This is a genomic window from Nostocoides sp. F2B08 (assembly GCF_009184895.1).
GTDB lineage: Bacteria > Actinomycetota > Actinomycetes > Actinomycetales > Dermatophilaceae > F2B08.
Window position 1 is genome coordinate 229,008 of sequence record NZ_WESE01000004.1, and the last position, 11,578, is coordinate 240,585.

9 protein-coding genes are annotated in these 11,578 nt (G+C 71.3%); all 9 read left to right on the forward strand.

The features are described 5' to 3' along the window. Positions 1 to 88: 88 nt before the first annotated feature. The 9 genes from galE to GA707_RS20830 all read left to right on the forward strand — a co-directional run bounded on the left by galE (position 89) and on the right by GA707_RS20830 (position 11,561). Positions 89 to 1,105 (forward strand): UDP-glucose 4-epimerase GalE, encoded by a 1,017-nt coding sequence (gene galE / locus GA707_RS10955; protein WP_152178470.1) that lies wholly within the window; start codon positions 89 to 91, stop codon positions 1,103 to 1,105. Then, the gene (locus GA707_RS10960; protein WP_193315288.1) at positions 1,102 to 2,454 is read left to right on the forward strand and encodes a DUF2254 domain-containing protein; all 1,353 of its coding nucleotides are present in this window, start codon (positions 1,102 to 1,104) and stop codon (positions 2,452 to 2,454) included. Before galE ends, GA707_RS10960 begins: the two co-directional genes overlap by 4 nt. A 207-nt stretch (positions 2,455 to 2,661) precedes the next feature. Continuing rightward, positions 2,662 to 4,089: a cytochrome ubiquinol oxidase subunit I gene (locus tag GA707_RS10965; protein WP_152178472.1), complete on the forward strand. Its 1,428-nt coding sequence runs from the start codon at positions 2,662 to 2,664 to the stop codon at positions 4,087 to 4,089. A 31-nt stretch (positions 4,090 to 4,120) separates the two neighbouring features. Then, on the forward strand, positions 4,121 to 5,194 hold the full coding sequence (gene cydB, locus GA707_RS10970) for a cytochrome d ubiquinol oxidase subunit II (protein WP_152178473.1): 1,074 nt from the start codon (positions 4,121 to 4,123) through the stop codon (positions 5,192 to 5,194). Between the two features lie 37 nt (positions 5,195 to 5,231). Then, positions 5,232 to 6,839: a thiol reductant ABC exporter subunit CydD gene (gene cydD, locus GA707_RS10975; protein ID WP_152178474.1), complete on the forward strand. Its 1,608-nt coding sequence runs from the start codon at positions 5,232 to 5,234 to the stop codon at positions 6,837 to 6,839. After that, positions 6,836 to 8,536 (forward strand): thiol reductant ABC exporter subunit CydC, encoded by a 1,701-nt coding sequence (gene cydC / locus GA707_RS10980; RefSeq protein ID WP_152178475.1) that lies wholly within the window; start codon positions 6,836 to 6,838, stop codon positions 8,534 to 8,536. Before cydD ends, cydC begins: the two co-directional genes overlap by 4 nt. Then, the gene (locus GA707_RS10985) at positions 8,533 to 8,934 is read left to right on the forward strand and encodes a BlaI/MecI/CopY family transcriptional regulator (protein WP_370460039.1); all 402 of its coding nucleotides are present in this window, start codon (positions 8,533 to 8,535) and stop codon (positions 8,932 to 8,934) included. The genes cydC and GA707_RS10985 overlap by 4 nt, the downstream gene beginning before the upstream one ends. Before the next feature lie 109 nt (positions 8,935 to 9,043). Continuing rightward, entirely contained in the window at positions 9,044 to 9,958 is a 915-nt protein-coding gene (locus GA707_RS10990) for a M56 family metallopeptidase (protein WP_152178476.1), read from the forward strand. Between the two features lie 244 nt (positions 9,959 to 10,202). Beyond that, complete coding sequence (locus GA707_RS20830; protein ID WP_193315289.1) at positions 10,203 to 11,561, forward strand: NYN domain-containing protein; 1,359 nt, start codon at positions 10,203 to 10,205, stop codon at positions 11,559 to 11,561. Positions 11,562 to 11,578 lie beyond the last annotated feature (17 nt).

Below are 11,578 nucleotides of genomic sequence, written 5' to 3' on the forward strand. Positions count from 1 at the left end.
TTCGGCGCGCTACAGCGCACCCAACACAGTGCAACGCACCAAACGCGGGAGGGGCGGGTGGGCCGGTGAACGCAATACCGTGGTCCCCATGCGTGTCCTCGTCTCCGGCGGTGCCGGGTTCATCGGCTCCCACACCGTGGTCCAGCTCGTCGCCGCCGGTCACGACGTCGTCGTCGTCGACTCGTTCGTCAACGCCAAGCCGTCCGTGGTCGCGCGGATCGAGGCGTTGACGGGTCAGCCGCTGCCGCTGCACGCGTTCGACCTGACCGACCGCGACAAGACCGAGCACCTGTTCTCCACCGAGGACATCGACGCGGTCATCCACTTCGCCGGCCTCAAGGCCGTCGGCGAGAGCACCGAGCGGCCGCTGGACTACTACGAGAACAACCTCGGCACCACCTTCTCGCTGCTGCGCGCGATGGAACGCCACGGGGTGAGCAGGATGGTGTTCTCCTCCTCGGCGACCGTCTACGGAGCGCAGGCGCCGGTGCCGATGCACGAGGACCTGCCGACCTCGGCGACCAACCCCTACGGCTGGTCCAAGGTCATGCAGGAACAGGTGTTCCGCGACGTCGCCGCCGCCAACCCGCACTGGCGGATCGCGCTGCTGCGCTACTTCAACCCGGTCGGCGCCCACCCCTCCGGCACGATGGGCGAGGACCCCTCCGACATCCCGAACAACCTCATGCCCTACATCGCCCAGGTCGCCGTCGGGCGCCGCGACCGGCTCGGCGTCTTCGGCGCCGACTACCCCACCCCGGACGGCACCGGCGTGCGCGACTACATCCACGTCGAGGACCTCGCCGCCGGCCACATCGCCGCCCTGCACCGTCTCACCCAGGTCGACGACCCGGTCTCGGTGTGGAACCTCGGCACCGGCCACGGCACCTCCGTCCTGGAGCTCCTGCACGCGTTCGAGCGCGCCTGCGGCCGCGAGCTGCCCTACGAGATCCTGCCCCGCCGCCCAGGTGACATCGCCGCGTCGTATGCCGACCCCACCCGCGCCCACACCGAGCTCGGGTGGCGGGCCGAGAAGACCGTCGACGACATGTGCGCCGACACCTGGCGCTGGCAGTCCCAGAACCCCGAGGGGTATCCGGAGTGACGACGACGCTCAAGGAGCGCTACCTCCGGGCGCGGGACTCCTTCTGGTTCCTCCCCGCGCTCCTGGTCCTGGCCGCCGTCGTCCTCTCGCAGGTGGCCGTCCTCATCGACCGTCAGCTCGAGCTGGCCTGGGCCAGCACCTCCGCTCTGGCCCTCGGTGTCGACGGCAGTCGCGGCCTGCTCACGGTCATCGGCGGGTCGGTGCTCGGCGTGGCCGCCACCGCGTTCTCCATCACGGTCTCCGTCATCGCGACGGCGAGCTCGTCCTACGGACCGCGCCTGGTGCGCAACTTCATGGCCGACCGCGGCAACCAGCTCGTCCTCGGGATCTTCGTCTCGACCTTCGCCTACTGCGTGCTCGTGCTCCGCTCGGTGACCGCTGCGGACAGCGACGCGGGCCGGGAGGCGTTCATCCCCTACATCGCGGTGTACCTCGCGATCGTCATCGCGCTGGTCAACATCGGCTGTCTGGTGTATTTCATCCACCACATCGCGGACTCAATCCAGATCTCCACGCTCGTCGAGACCGTCCGCAACGAGCTGCGCACGGTCGCCGAACGTGAGTACCCCGAGGACGCGGCCCGGTGGGCCGACTCGGCCGTCGCTGCCTCTCGCCTCGACCCGGGCGACCCGCGGGTCGTCGAGGTGACGATGGGCTCGCCGGGATACGTCGTGGGCGTCGACGCCGACTCCCTGGTCTCCTACGCGCGCAAGCACGACGTCGTCGTCGAGATCGTCCCGCGGGTCGGCGACCACGTCATTGCCACCGAGCCGGTGGCGCGGATCCGAGCCATGCGGGATGCCGAGATCGACCAGGCGGTGGAGGCGGCGATCCGGCGCAGGGTCAGCATCGACGACGCCCGGAGCCCGTACCAGGATGTCCGGTTCGCGATCCAGCAGCTCGTTGAGATGGCCGTGCGGGCACTCTCGCCGGGGACGAACGACCCCTTCACCGCCCAGAACGCGATCGAGGAGCTGGGCTCGGGGCTGGCCGCCATCGCGCGGGGCACCGAGCAACCGGACGGGATCGCCGACAGCGACGGCGAGCTGCGGCTCGTCCTGCGACGGCCGCGCCCGCTCGAGCTCGTCGACCTCGTCTTCGACGACCTTCGATCGCACGGCTCCGCCGAGATGCGCGTCATCCGTCCGGCGATCCAGCTCGCCAAGCGGATCGCCGAGGCCGGCTCGCCCGAGCTGGCCCAGCGGGCGTGGATGCATGTCGACCTGCTCCTCGACGCATACGGCGACTCCGGGGCTCCCGAGTTCGACGTCGACCGGATGCGTGAGCTCGCGACCACCTCGACCCAGACGCTGCGGCGTCATCCCTGGCCGCCCGAGCCCACCCGCTGACGTGGGCCGTGGTGCCGAACGCGGCGAGTAGCCCCCACTCGACACCGCACCGCAGCGGCCACGACATCGTGACGATCGCATACCCCACGGGGTGTGATCAATCCGACACCCTCGACAAGGGTTGAACGACTTTCGGTCCGACTACGGCGGCGGTAGCGTTACTACGTCATGTAGTAGGGCAGTTTCTGCGCGCACGGAGTCTCGAACATGAGCAATGTCGACCTGGCCAGATGGCAGTTCGCCATCACGACCGTCTACCACTTCCTCTTCGTCCCGATCACGATCGGCCTCTCCGCCATCGTCGCGTGGTACCACACCCGCTACGTGCGCCGGAAGAACCCGGACGACATGCGGCTCGCCAAGTTCTTCGGGAAGCTCTTCATCATCAACTTCGCCCTCGGGCTCGTGACCGGCATCGTCCAGGAGTTCCAGTTCGGGATGAACTGGTCGGACTACAGCCGGTTCGTCGGTGACATCTTCGGTGCGCCGCTGGCCTTCGAGGCCCTGCTCGCGTTCTTCCTCGAGTCAACCTTCCTGGGCCTGTGGATCTTCGGCTGGGGACGGATCCCGGAGAAGCTGCACGCGGCGACCATGTGGGTCGTCCACGTCGGCACCGTGCTCTCCGCCTACTTCATCCTCACGGCGAACTCGTTCATGCAGAACCCGGTCGGATTCCGGTTCAACGAGGAGACCGGCCGCGCCGAGATGGCCGACTTCGTCGCCGTGCTGACGAACAAGGTCCAGCTCGTCACCTTCCCCCACGTGATCTTCTCCGCCTACATGGTCGGGGGTGCCGTCGTCATGGGCGTCGCGCTGTACCGGATGCTCAAGGCCGACCCGCCGGCCGACCAGAGCATGTGGCGTCGCTCGGCCCGCCTCGGAGCCGTCGTCACGATCGTCGCCTCGCTCGGCGTCATCGTCAGCGGCGACATCCAGGGCAAGATCATGACCGAGGTCCAGCCCATGAAGATGGCCGCGGCCGAGGCGCTCTACGAGACCCAGAGCGGCGCGCCGTTCTCGGTCCTGTCGATCGGTCGGCTCGACGGGTCGGAGGCGACCGACATCATCGCCATCCCGGGCCTGCTGTCCTTCCTCGGCACCGGCGACTTCGCCGGCGAGGTACAGGGCATCAACGAGCTCCGCGAGCAGTACATCGAGGAGTACGGCGGGGACCCGAACTCGATCGTCTTCGACGCCACCTACACGCCGATCATCCCGCTGACCTACTGGTCGTTCCGGTTCATGATGGGCCTGGGATTCCTCACGATGATCGCCTCGGCGGCCGTTCTGTGGGCCACCCGATCGGGCCGCGTGGTCTCGCACCGCGGATGGCTCTGGGTCGCGGTGCTCGCGCCCCTGGCCCCGGTGTTCGCCAACAGCTGGGGATGGATCTTCACCGAGGTCGGACGCCAGCCGTGGATCGTGCACGGCCTCATGACAGTCCAGTCCGGGGTCTCCCCGTCGGTCTCGTCGGCCGAGGTGTGGATCTCGATGATCGTCTACACGCTGGTCTACCTCGTGCTCGCCGTGGTCGAGGTCAAGCTCTTCCTCATCTACGTCCGAAGGGGCGCCGAGCCCTACGAGGAGCCCACCGCGTCCGGATCCGACGACGACAAGCTCGCCTTCGCCTACTGAGCCGGCACCAGAGAAAGACAAAGGAATCACGATGGATCTCGCACTCTTCTGGTTCATCCTCATCGGCGTCCTGTGGATCGGCTTCCTGGCGCTCGAGGGGTTCGACTTCGGCATCGGGATGCTCCTGCCCGTGCTCGGCCGCGAGGGCGGACTGAGCGGCACGGCCGACGTCACCGCCGACGAGGCGGAGAAGCGCCGCCGCGTGCTCCTGACGACGATCGGCCCGCACTGGGACGGCAACGAGGTCTGGCTCCTCACCGCCGGCGGTGCGACCTTCGCCGCCTTCCCCCACTGGTACGCGACGATGTTCAGCGCCTTCTACCTGCCCCTGCTCCTCGTGCTCGTCGCGCTCATCGTCCGCAACATGGGCTTCGAGTACCGCCACAAGCGTAACGACCCGATCTGGCGCCGCAACTGGGACTGGTCGATCATCGCCGGCTCGTTCCTCGCTCCGTTCCTCGTCGGTGTCGCCCTGACGAACGTCGTCCGCGGTCTGCCGCTCGAGCTCCCCGAAGGCGCCCCTCCCGGAGCCTCGGAGTTCACCGGCACCCTGCTGACCCTGCTCAACCCGATGGCTCTGCTCGGGGGTCTGGTCATCGTCGGCCTCTCCCTGACGCACGGCGCCTTCTTCGCGGCGCTCAAGACCGCCGGTCCGATCCGCCAGGAGGCCCGCCAGGTCGGGACCACCGCCGGCGCCGTGACCGCCGTGCTCGCCGTCATCCTCCTCGGCTGGCTGGGACTGAGCCAGGGCACCGTCTGGTCGTGGATCACGACGATCATCGCGGCGGTCGCCCTGCTCGCCGGCCTGTGGTTCAACCTGCGCGGCGCCGAGGGACTGGCGTTCACGAGCACGATGGTGACGATCGCGATGGCCGTGACGACGTACTTCCTCGTCCTCTACCCCGACGTCATGCCGAGCACCCTCGACCCGGCGTGGTCCCTGACGATCGAGAACGCCTCGAGCTCTCAGCTGACCCTCCAGATCATGACCGGGGCGGCGCTCGTCTTCACGCCGATCGTCCTCGGCTACACGGCCTGGACGTACTGGGTGTTCCGCCGCCGGATCACAACCGAGCAGATCCCCGACCCGGTCTCGGTCCCCTGACCGGTCCGACCGCTCCACCCACCTCACCAGGCGCACGATGAGACCCTTCGACCTCCGGTTGCTCCGACTGGTCCCCGCGACGCGGGGGCCGGTCGGCGCGCTGGGGGTCGTCGGCATCCTCCAGGGGATCGCGACGATCGCCCTGGCCTTCGCGCTCACCGGTGTCGTCGTGGCCGTCGTCGACGGCACCGAACTGCGCGGACCGCTGATCCTCCTCGTGGCGCTCTTCGCGGTGCGGGCGACCCTCGCATACGCGGCGGAGGCCATCCAGGCGTGGGTGGGCGTGCGGGTGGCCTCGGCGCTGCGCGAACGCCTGGTCGCGCACCTCCTGCTCACTCCGATCGACCGCCGACCGGATCCGGAGCGGACGGGGACCCTCGCCGCGCAGGGGTGCAGCGCCGTCGAGCCGTATGCGGCGCGCTACCTGCCGAGCCTGGTGCACGCCGCCGTCGTGCCGGCTCTCGCGATCGTCGCGATGCTCGTCGTCGACTGGTCCTCCGCCCTCATCGTCATCCTCACCGTCCCGTTGCTGCCGGTCTTCGCGGCGCTCATCGGCCACACGACGGCCGACGACACCGGCCGCCGGTGGCAGGCGCTGAGTGCGCTCGCCGGCCACTTCGCCGACGTGATGCGCGGCCTGCCGACCCTCGTGGCCTACGGTCGCGGTGAACGCCAGGTCGAGACGATCGAGCAGGTCAGCGACCGGCACCGGCGCGCGACGATGCGCACCCTGCGCCTGGCCTTCATGAGCTCGGCGGCGCTGGAGCTGCTCGCGTCGATCAGCGTCGCCATCGTCGCGGTCTGGTGCGGCATCCGCCTCGCCAAGGGCAACATGGAACTCACCCCGGCACTGCTCGCCATCCTGCTCGCCCCCGAGGCGTACTGGCCGATCCGCCGCGTCGGGGCCGAGTTCCACACCGCCGCCGACGGTGCCGAGGCGATCGAAGCCGTCGCAGACCTCCTCGCCGCCGACGCCTCCCCCCTCCCTGCACTCTCGACCGGGGACCGCGGTGCGGACGAGCGGCGCGACGCGCTCGTCCACATCGCCGCCGACGGCCTCGGCTACACCTACCCGGGCGCGGAGGAGCCGGTCCTCGAGAACGTCTCGCTGCAGGCCGAACCGGGCCTGACGGTCGTCACCGGGCCATCCGGCGTCGGCAAGTCGACCCTGCTCGAGCTGCTCGGGGGTCTGCGCACCCCGACGACGGGCACCCTGACGGCCGGCCGGGCCCACCTCGTCTCGCAGCGTCCCTTCGTCGCAGCGGCGTCCGTGCGCGACAACCTGCGCCTCGGCAACGGCGCGGCGGACGAGGCGCTCTGGGAGGCCCTGCGCCGCGTCGGCCTCGACGGGACGGTCGCGGCCATGCCCCAGTCGCTCGACACCCTGCTGGGCGACGACGGCTTCGGCCTGTCCGCCGGGCAGCGCGCCCGGCTCGTCCTCGCGAGGGCCCTGCTCTCCAGCGCACCGGTGCTCCTCCTCGACGAACCGACCGCTCACCTCGACGCCGCCTCGAGCGCGACGATCCACGACCTCATCGCCGACCTCGCCGAACGGCGCACGGTCGTCGCGGTCACGCACCGCACCGAGCTCCTCGTGGCGGCCGACCGGCACCACCACCTCGAGCCCCGCGAGGTGCGGTCATGAGCACCCGCCGCCCCGCATCCGTCGTGTCGCTGCGGCCCACCCCCCGGATCCTTCTCGCCGGCCTCGTCGGCGGCGCCGCCACCGCGAGCGGCATCGCGCTCACGGCGACCTCCGGGTGGCTCATCGTGCGCGCCAGCGAGATGCCGGTGATCCTGACCCTGCTCGTCGCCGTCGTCGCCGTCCGCGCGTTCGGCATCGCGCGCCCGGTGCTCCGCTACGCCGAGCGCCTACTCTCCCACGACGAGGCGCTCGCCGACCTCGCCCGTCGCAGGTCGCAGATGTATGCGGCGCTCGTCCCCCTCACTCCGGCCCGCCTCGGGCGTCGGTCCAGGTCGAGCCTGCTCGGCGGAGTCGTCGACGAGATCACCGATGTCGTGGACGCGCACGTCCGCGTGACCGTCCCCGTTGTCTCGGGGGTGGTGGCCGGCGTCCTCGCCGCGGTCCTCGCGGCCCTCATCGAGCCGGCCGCCGGTGGCGTCATCGCCCTGCTCCTCCTCGCGGTCGCCGCGGCCTCGGTCGTGGCCTACCTGCTCGAGCGCTCCGCGCAGAGCGAGCTGCTCTCCGCACGCGCCCGGGTCCAGCAGGTCTCCGACCTCGTCGCCCGTTCGGGTCTGGAGCTGCAGGCGATCGGAGCCGAGGCCGACGCCCACGCGTGGCTCGCCGACGCTCACGGCACATGGCGGGCGGCGGTCCGCCGCCAGGCGCGAGGCCGGTCCCTCGCCGCCGCCATGATCCTTCTCGCCACGGGCGTGGCGACGGCCGGCACGGCGTGGATCGCATGGCGGGAGGTGTCGTCGGGGCCGGTCGCCGCGCTCCTCGTCGTCCTCCCCGTGGCCCTCGGCGACGGACTCGCCCCGCTTGCGGAGGCGATGCGTGCACTGGCCCGCACCGAGGGTGCCCAGGCCCGGGTCTCGGCGCTGCTCGACCAGGTGCCGGCGGTCGCGGAGGCCGGCGACCGCATACCCGAGGCCGTTCCCGAGCCGACCACCGACCGGCTGACCGCCTCGTGGCGCGGCGACCACCCCGACATGCCCGACGTCACGCTGACGATCGAGCCGGGCGCGGCGCTCGCGCTGACCGGACCCAACGGCGCGGGCAAGTCCACCCTGCTCGCGGTCCTGGCCCGTCACCTCGACCCGATGCGCGGAACGTACGCGCTCTCGGGGACGTCGGTGCGCGACCTCGACCTGGCGGCGACCCGGGCCCGATTCGCGGTCGTCGACGACGAACCGCACGTGTTCGCCTCGACCCTGCGCGAGAACCTCCGGTTCGCCGGCCCGGACGCGGACGACGAGGACCTCACGACGGCGCTGGTCCGCGCCGGGCTGGGCGACCTTCTCGACTCCCTCCCGGACGGCCTGGACACGAGGCTCGGCAGCGGAGCACGGGGTCTGTCCGGCGGTGAGCGGGCCCGGCTCGCGATCGCCCGGGCGGTCGTCTCGCAGCGGCCGATCCTCCTGCTCGACGAGCCGGTCGCCCACCTCGACCACGCGACCGCCGTGGCGGTGCTGCACGACCTGCGCTCCGCGGCGCGCGAACGTACGCTCGTGATGGTCTCCCACCGGCCCGACGGTCTCGCCGATTTTGACGCCGTGATCGAGGTCATGGACAATGGCGACATATCTACTACAGTGTGTCGTAGGGCGGCGTGCACTGATGAATCGGACGAGATCCGACAGGCTGAGGAGGCCCCATGAAGATGTCCCGACGAGCGCGACTCGGCGACCTCGAGCGAGCCATCATGGACCGACTCTGGGCGATCGACCCCCCGACCCCGGAGGCGGCGATGTCCGTCCGGGAGATCCACGACAGCCTCTCCCAGGAGCGCGACATCGCCTACACGACCGTCATGACCGTCCTCGACCGGCTGACCAAGAAGGGCCTGGTCACACGGGAGCGCGACGGCCGCGCCTGGCGCTACCTACCGCAGTCGACCAGCGAGGAGCTGACCGCCCACCTGCTGCGCGACAGCCTCGACCACATCGACACGAGCGACCGGCGCGCGGCGATGCTCCACTTCCTCGACTCGGCCAGCGCCGACGAGATCGACGACCTCAAGGCCGCCCTCGCCGAGCTGGAGTCCCGCCAGGCCTGACCAGGGCGACGCCGCGCGCCGCCGCGTGCGAGGGACGGGGCCCCGGCGGGGACTACGCTGAAGTGTCCCTGCCCGCCCCGTGATCCGCGGATCCCGACCCCCTCACTCCATGCCACTGCCGATGCTGAGCGCGCTCCTCACCGTCGCAGGACTCCTCCTGCTGGCGGTCGTTCTCATCTGGCCGGTGCAGCGGGCGATGATCCGACGGCACGTCTTCCGGCGCGAGCCCCTCCTCGCCCTCCTCGTCTGGCAGGCCGTCTCGCTCGCGGCGGTCGTGTCGCTGCTCGCCGCCGGACCGGTGGCGGTGTTCCTCATGCGGGGCCTGCTCGACCAGCCGCAGCACCGGGTGGTGGCCTACATCGCCCTGGCGATCACCGCATACATGCTGGTCCGGCTCGCCGTGGCCGGCCACCGGGTGGGTGCCTCCTTGCGGCGTACCCGCCGCGAGCACCGCGCCCTGCTCGAGCTCGTCGGGCGTGAGTTCGACGCCCTCGACCAGCACCGACCGCAGAGCCTGCGCGTCATCGACCACCCGACCCCGACGGCGTACTGCGTACCCGGCGTGCGCAACCGCGTCGTCATCTCCACGGGGATGCTCGCCAAGCTCGGCGGCCCCGAGGTGGCCGCAGTGCTCGCCCACGAGCGATCGCACGTGCGCGCCCGGCACGACCTGCTCGTCGAGTTCTTCACCGTCCTGCACACCGCGATGCCCGAGCCGCTGCGTCACGACGACGTCCTCGCCGAGGTCCACCTGCTCGCCGAGGTGCTCGCCGACCGCGCCGCCGCCCGCCTGGTCGGGCCGGTCCCGATGGGCCGCGCCCTCGTCGCGCTCGCGAGCTCGCCGCACCCGACCGCCACGCTCGGTGCCGGAGGGAACGGGTCCGCGAGCGCTGCGCAGGTGCGGTTGTCGCTGCTCACCGAGTCCGGCAAGCGCGACTGGGCGCTGGCCGCCGCCATGAGCACGTATGCGCTGGTCGTCCTCGTCCTGCCCGTCGCCCTCATCGGGATCATCGGCTCGCGCTAGCGCTCGGGCACTGCGGCTCTGCGGGGCTGGAGTCCGGCGGGGGTGCGGGGCTGGAGCGCGGCGGTCGGAGCGTCGAACCGTCGGCCGGAGAACCGGTGGTGCGGCGCAGATCCGAGCCCGTGCCGCGGAACTTGCTGCGCCCGGGGATGGTTTCCGCGGCATCAGCGCGGTTCCGCGTCCGGTCGCGGCCGCGGCGTGGGGCCGGGCGTTCACCGAGAGCGCGTTCACCTGGCAAGGTGGGGGCATGCGGTCCCATTGCGCCATCTACGTCGACGTCGGCTACCTGCTCGCAGCGGCGGCGACGCGGGTGACCGGAACCTCGCTGCGGCGCGGCGTCGAGGTGGACCACGCCGACCTCATCCGGGGTCTCATCGAACGCGCCGAGGAGGACTGCGGCCTGCCGCTGCTGCGTGTGAACTGGTACGACTCGGGTGCCCGACCCGGCGGCATGCCCGACTTCATCCAGGACTCGATCGGCCTGCTCCCGCGCGTCAAGCTCCGCCTGGGTCGGCTCTCCCACGCGGGCGAGCAGAAGGGCGTCGACCTGCGCATCGGCCTCGACCTCGCGACCCACGGCCGCAACCGGGTCGTCGACGTCATCTACCTCGTCTCCGGGGACGACGACCTCACCGAGGCGGTCGAGGAGGCGCAGGGCCACGGAGTCCAGGTCATCCTCCTCGCCGTGCCGGGACAGGACGGCCGCCCGCACGGCGTCGCCCGGCATCTGCAACGGGCCGCCGACGGTCTCATCCTGCTCGACGGCGAGGTCGTCGACGCGACCGTCCGCTCGCGCGCCATCCCCGAAGCACTCATCCCCGAGGAGCTGCGGCCGGACGGTGAGCCGGAGCCCGAGGGTGCCGGCGCCGACGCGGGCGGCGGTGTCGGCGTGGATGCCGGCGCCGAGGCACCCGGCGAGGCCGACATCGAGGCGGCCACGCCGGCGGCGGAGGGGTCGATGTCCGGGGACGATATCGGGGCGGAGGCGCAACCGCAGGACGAGGTCACGGACGGCGACACCCTCCACGACCCCGGGTCCGGGGCGATCCGCGCGGACCAGGAGACACCGGACGTCGACGGGTCACGACCGACCCGGCCGACACCCACGCCGGCAGGGGTCAACGGCTCGGGACCACCGCATACCCCAGAGGCGGAAGCCGTAGACACGCCGGCGGCCGACACGGCCCCCGAGCCGGATGAGGGGCCGCGGGAGGACGGAGCGGCGGAAGATCACGAGGACGCGGCGGCCGCGCCGAGCCCGTCGATCTTCGCCAAGAAGAAGGCGACGACCCTCGTCCCGCCACCGGAGCCGGTGTGGACCTCCACGAGCGCGACCGGGGGCTACGCCACGGTCGCCGAGACCGAGATCGACCCCGAGATCATCGACACCGTGGCTCGGCACGTGCTGCGCTCGTGGTGCACGACCGCCACTCCGGAGATGCTCGCCGAGCTCAAGGAACAGCGCCCGTCGATCCCCGGCGACCTCGACCGGGCGATGCTCGTCGACCTGTCCAATCGCAGCGGTCAGTACGACATCGACGAGGTCAGCCGCTACGAGCTCCGCGGCCGGTTCTGGCAGCTGGTCGACCAGGTCAGGCTGGTCTGAGCGAGCGGCTCGGTGTG

Coding starts and splice junctions, on each gene's coding strand:
- GA707_RS10985 (WP_370460039.1), top strand. CDS start 8,533: ATGAAGATGTCCCGACGAGCGCGACTCGGCGACCTCGAGCGAGCCATC.
- GA707_RS20830 (WP_193315289.1), top strand. CDS start 10,203: ATGCGGTCCCATTGCGCCATCTACGTCGACGTCGGCTACCTGCTCGCA.
- cydC (WP_152178475.1), top strand. CDS start 6,836: ATGAGCACCCGCCGCCCCGCATCCGTCGTGTCGCTGCGGCCCACCCCC.
- GA707_RS10965 (WP_152178472.1), top strand. CDS start 2,662: ATGAGCAATGTCGACCTGGCCAGATGGCAGTTCGCCATCACGACCGTC.
- cydB (WP_152178473.1), top strand. CDS start 4,121: ATGGATCTCGCACTCTTCTGGTTCATCCTCATCGGCGTCCTGTGGATC.
- cydD (WP_152178474.1), top strand. CDS start 5,232: ATGAGACCCTTCGACCTCCGGTTGCTCCGACTGGTCCCCGCGACGCGG.
- galE (WP_152178470.1), top strand. CDS start 89: ATGCGTGTCCTCGTCTCCGGCGGTGCCGGGTTCATCGGCTCCCACACC.
- GA707_RS10990 (WP_152178476.1), top strand. CDS start 9,044: ATGCCACTGCCGATGCTGAGCGCGCTCCTCACCGTCGCAGGACTCCTC.